Below are 14974 nucleotides of genomic sequence, written 5' to 3'. Positions count from 1 at the left end.
ATCTCATTGTCCCCAGCGCAGGCCGGCATCAAGGCCGATGTGTCGTTCACGGTTGCCGTCGTAGACCGGCCGCGACCAGCTGATCCCGTATTCGAAGATCCGGCCATCGGCCAGCTGCCACTCGTGGCGATACTCGGCCGACGGCACCAGCGCACTGCCAAAACCCTGCTGCCAGTAATTGCCCAGCGACACGGTCAGGCGGTGGCGGAAATGCCGCTCGTAGTGGCGCCACAACTGCTGGTCCACGCGCAGGCCGATTTCCGCCGAACGGTCTTCGGACGGATTGAAGTAGGGCACGTCGTCGCGGCTGCCGCGGCTGGCGTACAGGCTGCCCAGGCCATCCAGCAACAGGGTGGGGCGGGTGAGCAGGCGCTGTTCGATGCTGGTGCTGAGCGTGTCGCGGCGGTTGCCGTCGTCGTAGCGGAACTGGCTGGCGCCTGCGCTCCAGTGGGTGAGCTCGTTGCGGCGGTAATCCACCGCCAGTGCCACGCTGTCGGCGGTGATGCCGGAAATGCGCGCCTGCAGCGAGGCATCGGCGGCGTTGCGTGCCGCCGTCACGCCGGCGTGCCAGGTATCGCTGAACTGCCAGCCGAACCCGGCGCTCAGGCCGGTATCGCCGATGTGGTCATTGGCGCGGTTGACGAACAGTTCGGCGTCGGCGCGGCCGAAGCGGTAGCGCGTGCCCAGCCCGAACCACAGTGGGCGGATGGTCTGGTCCTGGAAATCCACGCTGCGGCGGTCGGCGAAGGTCACCACGCGCCAGCGGTCGTCGATCACCGGCGACTGCAGTTCCACGCCGTAACGCGCATCGTCATTGCCCAGCGGCGAGGTGCCACCGCCGCCTTCGCTGCGGCCGCCTTCGGCGTACGCATGCAGCTGCCAGCCGCGGTGGGCCTTCCAGCTGCGGTCCATGCGCTGCACCGAGGACTGGTTCGGGTAGCGTTCCAGCAGGGAATCGTGGATCGGCCGCGCCAGGTCATCGCGCTGCAGCTGCACATAGGCGTCGTACTGGCCCAGGCGCGCCGAGACGTCGCGCGGGTCCAGCGTATTGGCCATGCTGTAGCGCTCCAGCGCCCGCCGCGGCCAGCCGCGCATCATGTAGACGTTGCCCAGCGACGACTGGGTGCCGCCGTTGGCCGGGGCCAGTTCCACCATCTTTTCCAGATCGTGCTGGGCGGTGGGCAGGTCACCGCTGTAGGCGCGGATCATCGACAGGTTGAGATCGGCCTCATAGCGCGGCCAGTTGGCGTAGGGCGCGCGTGCGCCCTTGGCCCAGCGCCACGCCGGCTCCTGCGCCTGCCACTGGGTGAGCACGTTGATCGCGGTATCGGCGCGCTCGCTTTCCAGGTGCGCATAGGCCAGTTCCGAATGCACTTCGGAGCGGCCCGGATCGGCCTTGAGCGCCGCTTCCAGGACCGGGATGGCTTCGTCGGGATGCTGGCTGGCCATCAGCGAATCGCCTACGGCCGCCATCAGGTAGTTCGGCACCTCATGGCCTTCGGCGAGCAGGGCGCGGTATTCGTCGCGCAGCTGCTCGTGGCGGCCCAGCCGGTTGAGCAGGATCAGCCGGTCATAGCGGATGCGCAGCGGTGCGGTCTGCACGGTGAGGCCGTCGCGCTGCAGGTAGCGCTCCATCTGCGCGAGCGCGTCTTCGGCTTCGTCCAGGCGGGTGTCTTCGCTGGCGCCGTAGGCCAGGCTCCAGCCGACCCGCTTGGCCAGGTAGTTGGCTTCGAAGCGCTGCTTCTGCGCCTCGTCGAACAGGTCGGGGCGCGCCTGGTACAGCTGCCACGCACGGTGCGCATTGCCGATGTCGGACAGGGTGAGCACCTGCAGGCGATACAGCAGGTCATCGTTGGGCGCATCCGCCCGGGCGCGCTCGATCGCGCCCAGCGCGTCAAGCCAGCGCGCCTGGTCACGGTAGGTGCTGATTTCCGCCAGGTGATCTTCCCGCGAGGTGGCCGCCGAAGCAGGCAGAGCGGTCAGACAGAGTGTGGCGCATACCAAACCGACGCAGAGCGCCAGCGGCCGATGCTTGTACATGGAACCCCCGGGAGCATCCCTTCAGAGAATCTACTTGTGCGTGGAAATGTGACGCACATCACATGCCAATCGTGCACGACTTCGTCAATGTAGACAAATTGTTAAGGCGCAACACGACCTCCGCAGCTGTGAAAACAGGCGTGATGGGGACTGCAAGTTGTTGAAAAACAAGACCATCCGGCCGCCGCCACGGCGCTGTTCCCGGGGTCTGCACACCCTGAAACCATTCATCGGCCCCGGGGCCATGACACCCCGGGGTTACTGCCATGCCTGCTGACCCGCAACGCAGGTCAGTTTCCGACACGCTACGTCACTAGGTGCGCACAATCCGTGATGCATTCACCGAAACAGGGCGCCACGCCCCGCGTGTCCGCGCCGACGTCACCACACGTCTTCCAGCTTCTGCGGCTTGCACGCCACCCACGACGCGCACAGCAACACCACCGCGCACACCAGCAGGAACCCGAACGGCAGGTACCAGGCGCCGCTGATGGCATGCAGCCAGCCGAACAGGAACGGGCCCAGGCAGCTGAAGGCATAGCCCACGCCCTGCATGAAGCCGGACAACGCTGCCGAACCAGCCGGCGTGCGGGTGCGCAGGTTGATCAGGGTCAGCGCCAGCGGGAAGGTCGAGGGGCCGATGCCCAGCAGCACCGCCCACAGCCACGGCGCCTTCATCGGCGCGAACAGCAGCCCGGCGAACGCGATCAGGAACGCGCTGAACCCGACAATCACCAGCGGGAACGGATTGCGCAACCGCACCGCCAACGCCGGCATGGTCAGCGACGGCACCAGGCCCAGGGCCGCAAAGATGGCCACCATGATCCCGCCGAACGCCGGCGTCGCCCCCGCTTCCACCACGATGCGCGGCAGCCAGGTGAACATCGAATAGGTCATCAGCGAGGTCATGCCGAACATCAACGCCATGCCCCACGCCAGCGGCGTGCGCCAGACCTTGCCGTGTGGCTGCGCGGCCGGGTCGGCGGCGGTATCCAGCGGGTCCGGGTGCGGGCGGCGGCGGGCCAGCGCGATCCAGGGCAGGGCAGCGGCCACCGCGAAGATGGACCAGATGCCCAGGGACACCCGCCAGCCGGCCTGTTCGGCCAGTGGTACCGCCATCAGCGCCGGCACCATCGTGCCCAGCTGCAGCACCGTTATATAAAGCGTGCTCACCGTGCCCACGCGGTTGGCGAAGTAGCGCTTCACCAGCGGCGGTACCACCACGTTGCCGATGCCCATGCCGGCCAGCGCCACCACCGAGCCGAACAGCAGGCTGCCCACGCCGCCGGCCATCGAGCGCAGCAGCAGGCCCACCGCCGCCAGCACCATCGCCAACAGGGCGGTGCGCTCCAGCCCGATCCGGCGGGCCACCATCGGCGTGGTCACCCCGAACAGCGCGAACGAGGCCGTGGGCAGCATGCCCAGCACGCCGGTCATGGTGGTGCCGAATCCAAAGGTCTGGCCCAGCTGGTCCAGCAGCGGGGTGATCGAGGTCACCGCCGTGCGCAGGTTCAGGGCGGCCAGCAGGATGGCGGAAAACGCCAGCACGCGTCCGCGCAGCAGGGACGTGGAATGGGGGTCGGCAGGGGTCATGGCAGGAATCTCTTGCAGGTGGCGCGGCACGTGGGGGTGCAGCGGAGTGCGGGCGCTCGGCGCAGGCCGTGAAGGACAAACGCTGCCGCATTGTACGCGCGGTAGCGCCACGCGCTGCGTGGCTGCTTGCGGACGACAGATACAAAAAAGCCCGGAGGACATGTGTCTTCCAGGCTTCAATGTGACCACTTGTATGGTCGGGGAGACAGGATTCGAACCTGCGACCTCTACGTCCCGAACGTAGCGCTCTACCAGACTGAGCTACACCCCGTAAGGAGCCGCCTATTGTATCGATCCCACCCTTCGGCGGCAAGGGGGGCCGTTTGTTCACCTTCGGATGCCGTGTTGCCACGACCTTGACAAAAAAGCCTGGAAATCACGTTTCCAGGCTTCAATGCGACCACCGGAGTGGTCGGGGAGACAGGATTCGAACCTGCGACCTCTACGTCCCGAACGTAGCGCTCTACCAGACTGAGCTACACCCCGAAGGAGCCGACAAGGATACGGTGTGAAGGGATTATCGGCAACCTTTTTTTGAAAGGTCACACGACCAACGGTCGTGTGCTACCGGGCGTCGCGGTCGGTGGCGCCGACCTCGCGTGCTTCGAACCACATGCCGTTGAGGATGGCGGCGGCCGAGGCCAGGCCGGTGCCGAGGATCCAGGCGAAATACCACATGGCAAAACCTCCAATGTCACTTCGGTAGGTGCCGACCGTGGGTCGGCGGATTTTCGGTAAGTGCCGACCGTTGGTCGGCACGCTCGGCAATATCAATACGCGTTCGGGTTGTCGGCCATGTCTTCAGCCGTGGTCTTGCCCTTCATCACCCGGTAGACCCAGCTGGTGTAGGCAATGATGATCGGCAGGAAGATCACCGTGGCCACCAGCATGATGAACAGCGTGAGCTGGCTGGACGAGGCATCCCACACCGTCAGGCTGCCGCTGGGCTGGCTGGACGAGGGCAGCAGGAACGGGAAGATCGCAAAGCCCACGGTGAGGATGATGCCGGCAATCGAAGCGCCCGAAGCCAGGAATGCGGCCATGCCGCGGCGGGCCCGCAGCAGCACGGCGCTGGCCAGCGCACCGGCCAGGCCCAGCAGCGGGAACACCAGGGTCAGCGGCATGCTGCTGTAGTTGCGCAGCCAGCCACCGGCCGCCGTGCCCACCGCAGCGGTCTTCAACAGCGGGTTGGTCGAGCCGTCGGTGACCACCTGCGAGGTGATCTCGTAGCCCGGCAGGCCGAAGGCCACCCAGGCACCGCCCGCAGCGAACAGCACGAAGCTGAGCAGCGCGGCAATACTGCCGTAACGCGCCGAACGCTCGGCCACCGGGCCGTCGGTCTTCAGCACCAGCATGGCCGCACCGTGCGACACCATCATCGCCACGCCGACCAGCCCGGCCAGCAGCGCGAACGGGGTGAGCAGGCCGAAGAACGAACCGGTGTAGAAGATGCGCATGCTGTCATCGAAGTGGTACGGCACGCCCAGCAGCACGTTGCCCACCGCCACGCTGGCAATCAGCGCCGGCAGCAGCCCACCCACGAACAGCACCCAGTCCCACGTGTCGCGCCAGCGCTTGCTCGGCATCTTGCTGCGGTACTTGAAGCCCACCGGGCGCAGGATCAGCCCGAACAGCATCGCGAAGATCGCAAGATAGAAGCCGGAGAAGCTCACCGCATACAGCGGCGGCCACGCGGCGAAGATCGCACCGCCACCGAGCACCAGCCATACCTGGTTGCCTTCCCAAACCGGGCCCACGGTGTTGATCACCGTGCGCCGTTCTTCATCGGTTTTGGCCACGAACGGGAGCAGGGTGCCCACGCCCAGGTCGAAGCCGTCCATCACCGCCCAGCCCACCAGCAGGATGCCCAGCAGCAGCCACCAGATCACGCGCAGCGTGGTGTAATCAAGTCCAAGAATGTCCATCTGGAATCTCCTGCCTTATGCCTGGCCGGGGGCCGGCGTGGCGGCATGGTGGGGAAGCGGCGTGCGTGAAGGCTGCAGCGACGGAAGAATGTCGGCCGGCCCGGTGCGGATCGTCTTGAGCATCAGCTTCACCTCGATGATCAGCAGCACCGTATAGGTCAGCGTGAACACCGCCAGCGTGGTCAGGATTTCATGCAGGGCCAGACCGGACGCGGCGTAGAAGGTCGGCAGCACGCCGTCCACCGCCCACGGCTGGCGGCCGTATTCGGCCACGAACCAGCCACACTCGATCGCAATCCACGGCGCCGGAATCGACCACACCGCCAAACGCAGGAACCAGCGCTTCTCGTGGAAGGTGTTGCGGCAGGAGAAGTAGAAGGCCACCGCGAAGAACGCGATCAGGTAGAAGCCCAGCCCGGCCATGATGCGGAAGGTCCAGAACAGTGGTGCAACGCGCGGCACGGTGTCCATCGCCGCCTTGGAAATCTCCTCCGGCGTGGCATTGAGGATGTCGTCGCGGTAGCGCTTCAGCAGCAGGCCATGGCCCAGGTCCTGCCAGTGGCGGTCGAACATCTCGCGCGCCTCGACATCGTTCTTGTCCTTGCGCACGCGCTCCAGCGCGCCGTACGCCAGCTGGCCGCCCTTGATGCGGTGCTCGGCACGTTCCACCAGTTCCAGGATGCCCGGAATGGGCTGGTTGAACGAACGCGTGGCGATCAGGCCCATCAGGTACGGAATCTTGATGGCGAAATCGTTCTGCTGGGTCGTCTGGTTGGGAATGCCGAAGGCGGTGAAATCGGCCGGGGCGCGCTCGGTTTCCCACATCGCCTCGATCGCGGCCAGCTTCATCTTCTGGTGTTCGCTGGCGGCATAACCGCTTTCGTCACCCAGCACCACCACCGACAGCGACGACAGCAGGCCGAACGCCGCGGCCACCGCGAACGAACGGCGCGCCATGTCCTTGTGCTTGTCGCGCAGCAGGTAGAACGCGCTGATGCCCATCACGAAGATCGCGCCGGTCACGTAGCCTGCGCTGACCGTATGCACGAACTTGGCCTGGGCCACCGGGTTGAACAGCACCGCGGCGAAATCCACCACTTCCATGCGCATCGTGTCCGGGTTGAACACCGCGCCGGTGGGGTTCTGCATCCAGCCGTTCGCGATCAGGATCCACACCGCCGACAGGTTGGTGCCCAGCGCCATGAACCAGGTCACCGCCAGGTGCTTGACCGGGGTCAGCCGCTTCCAGCCGAAGAAGAACAGGCCCACCAGCGTGGCTTCCAGGAAGAATGCCATCAGCCCTTCGATCGCCAGCGGCGCACCGAAGATATCGCCCACGTAGTGGCTGTAGTACGACCAGTTCATGCCGAACTGGAACTCCATCACCAGGCCCGTGGCCACGCCGATGGCGAAGTTGATGCCGAACAGCGTGCCCCAGAACAGGGTCATCTGGCGCCAGACCGGTTTACGGGTCATGACGTACACGCTTTCCATGATGGCCACCAGGAACGAGAGGCCAAGCGTGAGGGGAACAAAGAGGAAGTGGTACATCGCGGTCAAAGCGAACTGCAGCCGCGACAGTTCTACGACTGTCGAATCGATCATGGCCTGGCTACCTCGTGGGGTTTTGCCGTTTCAGGTGGCGGGAAGGGGGTCTACGGAGTGAATTCTGTGACCAGCAACTTCTATTAGCCTTGATTCAGATCAATGTACGAACGGGCAGGGAGGGGGATCGTAGGCATCCGACCTGCGACCGCGCGCCGCACCGGGAGGGTAGGCCGGCGCCCCTTACAATGGTCGGTACCTCCCTGTGGCCGCCAGTGATCCGCTTTGAGCATACCCCCCGACGCGTCCGCCATCGAGACCACCGCCCTGCGCCGGCAGCGCCTGCAATGGCTGAATGGGCTGGCCGCCAGCGCCCGCAGCCGCCAGCGCCTGGCCGCGCTATGCATATGCATGTCCGGCGCACTGCTGATCGGGCAGGCCGCGGCCATCGCCTGGTTGATCCAGGCGGTGCTGGTCGAGCACCGTCCCGTGGCCGCCGCCATCCCGGTGATGCTGGGCCTGCTGGCGGTATTGGCGGTGCGGGCCCTGCTGGGCAGCGCCACCCAGGCCGCCGCCGGCGATGTGGCCGATGCGGCCCGGCTGACCCTGCGCGAGCGGGTGTACCGCCGGCTGTTGGGGTTGGGGCCGCTGTGGCTGCGCCAGCAACGTACCGGCGAGCTCGGCGAACTGATGCTGGCCCATGCCGACGCGGTGGAGAGCTATTACGCCGGCTACCAGCCGGTGCGGATCGAAGTGGTGGTCGTGCCGCTGCTGATCCTGCTGGCCGTGGCGTACGTGGACTGGGTGGTGGCCCTGATCCTGCTGTTCACCGCACCGCTGGTGCCGTTCTTCATGATGCTGGTGGGCTGGGGCGCGGAGGCTGCCGGCCGTGCCCAGCTCGGTGAGTTGGCGCGCATGAGCGGCCACTTCGCCGACCGCATCAAGGGCCTGGGCCTGCTGCGCCTGTACGGCCGTGGCGAGGCCGAACTGGACGGCGTGGCCGCCGCCGCCGAAGGCGTGCGCGAGCGCACCCTGAAAGTGCTGCGCATCGCGTTCCTGTCCTCCACCGTGCTGGAGTTCTTCGCCTCGGTCAGCGTGGCCATGGTCGCGCTGTACCTGGGCCTGAGCTATCTGGGCCTGATGTCGCTGCATGCCGCCGTGCCCACCCTGGGTGCCGGCATGTTCTGCCTGCTGCTGGCCCCGGAGTTCTACGCACCGCTGCGGCGGCTGGCCGCGCATTACCACGACCGCGCCAACGCACTGGCCGCCGCTGCGGAAGTGGAGCGCCTGCTGGGCGAGCTGCCGGCCGCTGCGGCCGTCGAAGACGCGGCGCCAGCCGCACGCGCGCCGGAGCTGCTGGAACAGCATGCACCGCCAGTGGTGGTGCGCAACCTGGTGCTGCGCCCGCTGGGCGCCTCGCACGATGTGGTGCAGCAGCTGTCTTTCCAGATCGAGGCGGGCCAGCGCCTGGCCCTGGTGGGGCCCAGCGGCAGCGGCAAGAGCACGCTGCTGGAAGCGCTGGCCGGCTGGTTGCCGCCCCGCGAGGGCAGCATCGTGCTGCGCCCAGGGCTGGAGGTCGGTTACGCCGGGCAGCGCCCGTACCTGTTCCACGGCAGCATCGCCGACAATCTGCGCCTGGCCGACCCCGGCGTGAGCGACGCACGCCTGCACGCAGTAGCCGAAGCGGCGCAGGTGATGCGCTTCGCGGCGCACCTGCCCGATGGCCTGGACACCGTGATTGGCGAACGCGGCTTCGGCCTGTCCGGTGGCGAAGCACGGCGCATCGGCCTGGCGCGGCTGCTGCTGCGCGACCCGCAGCTGTTGCTGCTGGATGAACCCACCGCCTTCCTCGATCCGGATACCGAAGCTGCGCTGCTGCAGACCCTGGCCGCGTTCGCCCGCGACCGCGCCGTGGTCATCGCCACCCACAGCGACACCGCCATGCGCTGGGCCGACACGCGGCTGGTGCTCACCGCCAGTGGGCGCGCGCAGACCACGGAGGAGCCGGCATGAGCCCGCACCGCGACGATTCGCTGAAGCAGGTGTTCACCCGCCATCGCGGCCGCCTGCTGCTCACCGTGCTGCTGCTGTGGACCACGATGCTGGCCGGCACCGCGCTGCTCGGGCTGTCCGGTGGCTTCCTTACCGCCGCCGCGCTGGCCGGTGCAGCCGGGCTGGGCAGCGGTTTCAATTTCTTCTCGCCCTCGGCCGGCATCCGCGGCCTGACCATGGCGCGCATCGTCTCGCGCTATTTCGAAAAACTGGTCGGGCACGACGTCACCCTGCGCATCGCCCGCGACCTGCGCGTGTGGTTCTTCCGCCGCGCGCTGCCGCTGGCTCCGGCGCGGCTGGCCGGCATCCGCACCGGCGAGTTGCTGGCACGGCTGATGTCGGACATCGGCGAAGTGGACGGCCTGCTGGTGCGCGCCATCGGCCCACTGCTGGCCTTGGGCGGCGTCTCGCTGGTGGCCGTGTTCTCCGCCGGCCTGATCTACCCGCCGGCCGCATTGTTGCTGGCCGTGCTGGCGCTGGCCATCGGCGTGGGCGTGCCGTGGCTTACCGTGCGCGGCGCCGGCGGGCAGGAGCGCGACCGCGCGCTGCACCGTGCACAGCTGCGCACGCAGGCATTCGAAGGACTGGAAGGCGCGGCCGACCTCACCGCACTGCACGCTCGCGAAGACTGGAACCTGCGCGTGCTGGTCGCGGCCAAGCAGCTGCGCTCGCGCGACCGCCGGCGCCGCTGGCGGCTGGTGGGCGGCAACGCGCTGCACGGGCTGTGCGCCTCGGTCGGCCTGGTCGGCATGCTGTGGGTGGCGCTGCGCGGATTCGAGCGCGGCGCGATCGATGCGGCGCTGGCGGCGGCGTTGGTGTTTCTCACCGTGGCGCTGATTGAGCTGTGGGCCGGTATCGGGCTTGCCTGGCAGTCGTGGTTGTCCGGCCGCGTGGCGGCGGGACGCCTGGAAAGCATCGTGGACCAGCCGCCCGGCGTGCAGGATGCGGGGGCACCGGTAGCGCTGCCTGCCCAGGCAGCCACGCTGCAGCTGGAACAGGTGGCGTTCCGGTGGCCGGGGCAGGCGAGGGCGCTGCTGGAGGGCGTGCAGCTCACCGTGGCGCCGAGCGATCGCATTGCCATCCGCGGTGACAGCGGCAGCGGCAAGACCACCTTGTCCGCGCTGCTGCTGCGCCTGTGGGACCCCGACGAAGGTCGCGTGCTGTACGGCGGGCAGGACATCCGCAATGTCGCCCAGGACGCGTGGCACAAACAGATCGCGTGGTTGCCGCAGAGCGCGCCGGTGTTTGCCGGCAGCATTGCCGACAACCTGCGGCTGGGCGATGCGCAGGCTACTGATGAACGGTTGTGGCAAGTACTTGCCGACGTGCGGCTGCAGACTTGGGCGGCGCAGATCGGCGGGCTCAATGCCTGGGTGGGCGAGAACGGCGCCACGATGTCGGCCGGGCAGGCGCGCCGCTTGGCACTGGCGCGCGCCTTGCTGCGCGGCTCACCCATCCTGCTGCTGGATGAGCCAACGGAAGGGCTGGATGTGGATACCGCGCATGCCCTGCTGCATGACATGGTGGCGGCGCTGCACGGCAGAAGCCTGGTGATGATCACCCACGACGAGCTGCCGGAAGGCATCGTCCACCGCAGCTACCACCTGCGCGAAGGCAGGCTGTCGTAACGCCGGCTCCGAGATGGTCGGCAATTGATGCATGGACGCCAAACGCAACCGCCGTTGCTCCAAACGTCATGCCCCATCGCGCGATGACCCGTCATCGGCGGTCGATAGGGATGCGACCCTACCACCACACCCGTCCGGCCGACGAATCGGTAGGGTCGGTCGCAAGACGACCGCCGATAACAACGATCGGCCCATTAACGCATGGACACCAGATCAACCGCGCACTCCATGCCAGATGTGACATCCCATTCCGGCGCCAACATTCCCACGACGCCACTCATTGCTCAATGCGCAACGTAATGCGGTTCCATCCGGAACGCGACGTGCCGCAAGCAAATGGCGGCGATCAGGCGCATCACGGCATCACAGTAGACAGGCTCAATTGAAGCAAGCCGAACTCAAGAGAGAAACAATTGGAGCTAAGCTTCGCTCCAACGCATGGTGTGCGCTCGGAGCCTGAGAAACTCCTAACAAGTGCAACACGCTCGACGTCCTGCGTCGGGAGGGTGACGGAATAAAATACCCTTGTGGGAATACGTCATGCCCGGATCTTGTTACGGTTCTCAGCCTCCCGACTCCCTCGCCATCCGGCGAGGGAGCTTCTTGTTGGAGGTCCACCATGCACAGTTCCCGGCCTGACACCCCGTCTTCCGAACTCCGCAAGCGCAAGCTTCACGTGACCCAGCCCGCCCGCGTCCGCGTCGAAGCCCTGTACCACCCCGGCGGCAACGACGAGAACGATGACATCCCCATCCCCTGCGTAAAACTGCGTGGCCTCTGGATGCGCAGGGCAGGATTGGACGTAGGCGCCCGCCTGAAGCTGGAACTTATCCCCGGCGGAATCCAGCTCACCGTAGAACCCGAACCCGACCCGGCCATCCCCAAAGTCCGCCAAATGGGCCGCCTGCAAAAAGCCCGCCTCGAGAGACAGCGCCAGCAACCCAGCCAGTAATACCGGGCCCTTTTTGCAAAAATCCGTCCACCAATCCGACGTACGCACCACACCGTCGCCCACCCCAGCTAAGCTGGGGTGGTCACCAAGACCGGGCCACCCAGTGCGCAACTGTGTATGACCGCGTACGTGACACCGAATCCGACTCGGCCAAGCTGGACTATCATGAACAACGCTCGCAGCAGCTGCTGGGCAGGCTGCTCCCTCTCTTGAGAGCGCGCTGGAGGACCCGACAATTCAGCACGCTGATGGCTACAAAGGCGGCTCCGGGATGAGCCGGATCCAGCGCTCGGCGATGGAAGAGAAGATGGCGAAGTAGTTCTAAGCTGGGAATCCGTCGTGCCGGCGTGGGTGTTGGCCGCGACTGGGCGTGGTCGACTCGCCTGCTAGCTGTGCAATTGCTGGCTTGCGGTTAGATGTCCGTCGAGAGCTTCCCCTGCCAAGCGTCGAACTGCTCACGAAGCAGTCCAAACACATTAGCGACACTATTTGCGGGTGCCTGCTGCTCGAACCCCAGGTCGCCGAATTGCGTTAAACGATATGCAGAAATGGCCTGGTATGCATTTCGAACCGCCCGTTGATCAGGGTGTGTTGCTATCAACGCGTCTAGAACAGCATCCTGCGCGATTTCCGCTGCTAGCCGTTCCATCAGGTTTTGTTCGAGAACTGCCAGCCTCGATTCGACGTCCATTTGTTCCCCCCGTTAGATGGTAGGTTGCCTCGACGTGTCAATCCTATGGCAGGAACCTCTTTGGACCCAAGTTGTATATGCGATTCGCATGCGCAAGGTCTGGCAGAGTCTCCGCTCGTGCGAACTGCCGGGACTCGTCGTTTAGAGCGTCTTTCGGGCTGGCCAACTGGTCCACGTTCACCCTCCCCAGGATTTCTCCGCCGTAAGGCCCATTGTAACGATCCGGCAAACCCTGGTTCGCGTGAGTGGGCTGGCCGGGGGTTCAGTCCCCCGTCTGGCTGTGCGGCGCAGCCAAGGGTTTGGACTGGGGCGAATCTTTCTGGCGCAGGAAGATCGTCAGCACTACCAGCGCGAGGACGGCCAGGAACTCGCTCTGCCAGTTCTGGAAGGATTCAAACCAGAAGCTGCTGCTCCACAGGTGCTCCCAGCAGGTAGGGGCGGGCAGCCCACGGGCGACCTGCTCATCCACCGCCGCGCGCCAGCTCCCGGCCAGGTGCAGGAAGAAGCTTGCCAGGAAAAGGATGGAAAAGACGATAGCCAAAGAGTGACCGTAGAGCAGCTTCCAGATACCGCCTTTCCGGACTGCCCAAGGGGTCGGGCCGGGCAGGATGCGTTCCTCCTCCTCCTCCCCCTTCAGCGGGCGCGATTCCGCAGAGCCTTTTTGCCGCAGTCTGACCGTGATCAGCACGTACATGCCCATCTGCAGGAACTCGCTTTCCCAGTTCTCGAAGGTGGCGCTGACGAAATGACCGCTGTGCAGGTATGCCCACAGGTCCAGTCCGGCCCGGTGGGCCTCGTGCAGTTCCTGGTTATGGCTGAGGAAGCCTGTCCATACCTGGCCCACAAGGAAGCAGGCAAGCAACAGGAACAGCACAATCGAGAGACCGTTTCTCCGCCACATGACTACACAGCCTCAAATCATCCGTATCGACGTTAGTCCTGCGTGTGAGGTGGGGAGGTGAAGGAGCGGCGTGCAGAGCCGCTCCTTCGATACCGCTGGAGCACTTTAGTCACGCAGCTTTGGCGGCCTTGGCATTCCCACCGGATTTGGCCAGCAGGGTCAGCTTCTCATCGGTCGCTTTCTCTTCTTCCAGCGTCGCCAGCAGGAGCGGGAGCGCGTCCTTGTACCCCAGCTGCTTGGCGAGGGCTGCGATGGTCCCGTAGGACGCGATTTCATAGTGCTCGACCTTCTGGGCCCCACCAATCAATGCAGCATCGCGGACCGGGCCTTCGTCGATGCTGTCGATCGCTTCCTTTCCTTCTTCAACGAGACCTTCCATCGCCGCGCACTTGATTCGCTTCAGGCGGATGCCCAGCAGCTCGACCACCTGGTCGATGCGCTCGATCTGGCCTTGGGTTTCTTCGAGGTGGGCCTCGAAGGCGGCGGCGAGGTCCGGATCGGACGCTGCGCGCGCGAGGCGGGGAAGGGACTTGGTGAGCTGCTTTTCCGCGCTGTAGATGTCAGAGAGCTCGTGGATGAACAGGTCTTCTGCCGTTTTGATCGCCATGGTGGTTCTCCAGAGGGAAGGATGGAGCGCAGAAAATAGGGTGTGATTCGTTAGTTCTCTGCGGAGAGCCGTGAAGAAGGTTTCCACGTTTTTATCTGGGTTTCACGCCGCCGTGCTCCGGGGGATACATCTCAGAGAACACGATGCAGGGGCGTCGATACAGGCGCTCCACGATGGCCGGAGGAACGTCCATGCGTCGATCCATCATTCGCGGCGTCATCTCGCTCGCCTTGGCCGGATGCGGGGGCGGTAATACCGAATCCAACGTCCAGGCGCCTGGCGCGGAAGAAACCGCCAAGACCAAGGTGCTCGAAACGGGTGCCGCGGTGTTGCAGGATCGGCCGCCGATCGAGGCCATCAACGCCTATCTGGATGGCTTCCATTTCTACAATGGCCAGATGAAGGTGCAGATGGAGGCGCACCACTACTGCTCCATCCTCAATGAGGATGTCATCCAGTGCACGATCTACGACGGCAACGTCAAAGACGCCAAGCTGATGGGGGTGGAGTACATCATCAGCGCCAAGCTGTTTGCCGCCTTGCCCGAACAGGAAAAGACGCTATGGCACAGCCACGTCCATGAAGTGAAATCGGGGCAGTTGGTTGCGCCCGGCATTCCGGAGGTGGCCGAGCATGCGTTGATGGAGAAGCTCATCCATACCTACGGAAAAACCTGGCACACCTGGCACACCGATCTGGACAAGGATCTGCCGCGCGGCATGCCGCAGCTGATGATGGGATTCACGGCGGATGGGCAGGCTGACCCTCAGATGGTTGCTGCACGGGACGACCGGCTGGGCGTGAGCAGCCAGGACAAGCGCGAGCGTCGGGCTGATATCGTTGCACCGCCGGTAGATGGCGGCGCGGATGCCTGGCAGAAGGGGCGGGTCATCCAGATCGAGGATCCGGCCGGTGGGCATGGGCACGCGCCACCCGAGGCGGATAAGAACGCGACGTCCGGGAATGGCCCGGGACGCTGAAAGGCACCCAAGAGGGCGGTACATCAGCCATCTACCGTGTTGCCGCCGACGCTGCGATGT

12 protein-coding genes and 2 tRNA genes are annotated in these 14974 nt (G+C 65.6%); 4 read left to right on the top strand and 10 right to left on the bottom strand.

What is annotated here, in order from left to right:
- Nucleotides 1–3: 3 nt before the first annotated feature.
- The 7 genes from pgaA to SOM39_RS01720 all read right to left on the bottom strand — a co-directional run bounded on the left by pgaA (nucleotide 4) and on the right by SOM39_RS01720 (nucleotide 7163).
- Nucleotides 4–2040, bottom strand: a complete 2037-nt coding sequence (pgaA, locus tag SOM39_RS01750; protein ID WP_068853179.1) for a poly-beta-1,6 N-acetyl-D-glucosamine export porin PgaA — start codon at nucleotides 2038–2040, stop codon at nucleotides 4–6.
- Nucleotides 2041–2421: 381 nt separating this feature from the next.
- Entirely contained in the window at nucleotides 2422–3633 is a 1212-nt protein-coding gene (locus SOM39_RS01745) for an MFS transporter (protein WP_320457291.1), read from the bottom strand.
- A gap of 194 nt (nucleotides 3634–3827) precedes the next feature.
- Nucleotides 3828–3904 (bottom strand) — tRNA-Pro (locus SOM39_RS01740).
- Between the two features lie 138 nt (nucleotides 3905–4042).
- Nucleotides 4043–4119 (bottom strand) — tRNA-Pro (locus SOM39_RS01735).
- Between the two features lie 78 nt (nucleotides 4120–4197).
- Entirely contained in the window at nucleotides 4198–4311 is a 114-nt protein-coding gene (gene cydX / locus SOM39_RS01730; protein WP_093532473.1) for a cytochrome bd-I oxidase subunit CydX, read from the bottom strand.
- A 92-nt stretch (nucleotides 4312–4403) separates the two neighbouring features.
- The gene (gene cydB, locus SOM39_RS01725; protein WP_320457290.1) at nucleotides 4404–5558 is read right to left on the bottom strand and encodes a cytochrome d ubiquinol oxidase subunit II; all 1155 of its coding nucleotides are present in this window, start codon (nucleotides 5556–5558) and stop codon (nucleotides 4404–4406) included.
- A 15-nt stretch (nucleotides 5559–5573) separates the two neighbouring features.
- Nucleotides 5574–7163, bottom strand: coding sequence for a cytochrome ubiquinol oxidase subunit I (locus SOM39_RS01720; protein WP_068853169.1), 1590 nt, complete (start codon nucleotides 7161–7163; stop codon nucleotides 5574–5576).
- Between the two features lie 225 nt (nucleotides 7164–7388).
- Between SOM39_RS01720 and cydD the strand changes: the two genes are divergently transcribed.
- The 3 genes from cydD to SOM39_RS01705 all read left to right on the top strand — a co-directional run bounded on the left by cydD (nucleotide 7389) and on the right by SOM39_RS01705 (nucleotide 11735).
- Complete coding sequence (cydD, locus tag SOM39_RS01715; RefSeq protein ID WP_320457289.1) at nucleotides 7389–9116, top strand: thiol reductant ABC exporter subunit CydD; 1728 nt, start codon at nucleotides 7389–7391, stop codon at nucleotides 9114–9116.
- Nucleotides 9113–10783 (top strand): thiol reductant ABC exporter subunit CydC, encoded by a 1671-nt coding sequence (gene cydC, locus SOM39_RS01710; protein WP_320457288.1) that lies wholly within the window; start codon nucleotides 9113–9115, stop codon nucleotides 10781–10783. The genes cydD and cydC overlap by 4 nt, the downstream gene beginning before the upstream one ends.
- A 619-nt stretch (nucleotides 10784–11402) precedes the next feature.
- The gene (locus tag SOM39_RS01705) at nucleotides 11403–11735 is read left to right on the top strand and encodes a hypothetical protein (protein WP_320457287.1); all 333 of its coding nucleotides are present in this window, start codon (nucleotides 11403–11405) and stop codon (nucleotides 11733–11735) included.
- A gap of 412 nt (nucleotides 11736–12147) precedes the next feature.
- Here SOM39_RS01705 and SOM39_RS01700 read toward each other — a convergent pair whose 3' ends face one another.
- The 3 genes from SOM39_RS01700 to SOM39_RS01690 form a co-directional block, all read right to left on the bottom strand.
- Nucleotides 12148–12426 (bottom strand): hypothetical protein, encoded by a 279-nt coding sequence (locus tag SOM39_RS01700; protein WP_093532477.1) that lies wholly within the window; start codon nucleotides 12424–12426, stop codon nucleotides 12148–12150.
- 262 nt (nucleotides 12427–12688) lie between these two features.
- Entirely contained in the window at nucleotides 12689–13327 is a 639-nt protein-coding gene (locus SOM39_RS01695; RefSeq protein WP_093532478.1) for a DUF6766 family protein, read from the bottom strand.
- 109 nt (nucleotides 13328–13436) lie between these two features.
- The gene (locus SOM39_RS01690) at nucleotides 13437–13934 is read right to left on the bottom strand and encodes a ferritin-like domain-containing protein (protein ID WP_320457286.1); all 498 of its coding nucleotides are present in this window, start codon (nucleotides 13932–13934) and stop codon (nucleotides 13437–13439) included.
- A gap of 191 nt (nucleotides 13935–14125) precedes the next feature.
- On the opposite strand from SOM39_RS01690, the gene SOM39_RS01685 reads away from it, so the two are divergent.
- Complete coding sequence (locus SOM39_RS01685) at nucleotides 14126–14914, top strand: OBAP family protein (RefSeq protein WP_320457285.1); 789 nt, start codon at nucleotides 14126–14128, stop codon at nucleotides 14912–14914.
- The last annotated feature ends 60 nt before the right edge of the window (nucleotides 14915–14974 follow it).

Source organism: Stenotrophomonas sp. CFBP8994, from assembly GCF_034044835.1.
In the GTDB taxonomy this organism is placed as follows: Bacteria; Pseudomonadota; Gammaproteobacteria; order Xanthomonadales; family Xanthomonadaceae; genus Stenotrophomonas; species Stenotrophomonas rhizophila_A.
The sequence above is the reverse complement of the archived record's forward strand: the minus strand, read 5'-3'. Positions and strand labels throughout refer to the sequence as shown.

What these genes read in the sequence shown, in the direction of transcription:
- pgaA (WP_068853179.1), bottom strand. Translation starts at nt 2,040, where the DNA reads ATGTACAAGCATCGGCCGCTGGCGCTCTGCGTCGGTTTGGTATGCGCC.
- SOM39_RS01745 (WP_320457291.1), bottom strand. Translation starts at nt 3,633, where the DNA reads ATGACCCCTGCCGACCCCCATTCCACGTCCCTGCTGCGCGGACGCGTG.
- cydX (WP_093532473.1), bottom strand. Translation starts at nt 4,311, where the DNA reads ATGTGGTATTTCGCCTGGATCCTCGGCACCGGCCTGGCCTCGGCCGCC.
- cydB (WP_320457290.1), bottom strand. Translation starts at nt 5,558, where the DNA reads ATGGACATTCTTGGACTTGATTACACCACGCTGCGCGTGATCTGGTGG.
- SOM39_RS01720 (WP_068853169.1), bottom strand. Translation starts at nt 7,163, where the DNA reads ATGATCGATTCGACAGTCGTAGAACTGTCGCGGCTGCAGTTCGCTTTG.
- cydC (WP_320457288.1), top strand. Translation starts at nt 9,113, where the DNA reads ATGAGCCCGCACCGCGACGATTCGCTGAAGCAGGTGTTCACCCGCCAT.
- SOM39_RS01705 (WP_320457287.1), top strand. Translation starts at nt 11,403, where the DNA reads ATGCACAGTTCCCGGCCTGACACCCCGTCTTCCGAACTCCGCAAGCGC.
- SOM39_RS01700 (WP_093532477.1), bottom strand. Translation starts at nt 12,426, where the DNA reads ATGGACGTCGAATCGAGGCTGGCAGTTCTCGAACAAAACCTGATGGAA.
- SOM39_RS01695 (WP_093532478.1), bottom strand. Translation starts at nt 13,327, where the DNA reads ATGTGGCGGAGAAACGGTCTCTCGATTGTGCTGTTCCTGTTGCTTGCC.
- SOM39_RS01690 (WP_320457286.1), bottom strand. Translation starts at nt 13,934, where the DNA reads ATGGCGATCAAAACGGCAGAAGACCTGTTCATCCACGAGCTCTCTGAC.
- SOM39_RS01685 (WP_320457285.1), top strand. Translation starts at nt 14,126, where the DNA reads ATGCGTCGATCCATCATTCGCGGCGTCATCTCGCTCGCCTTGGCCGGA.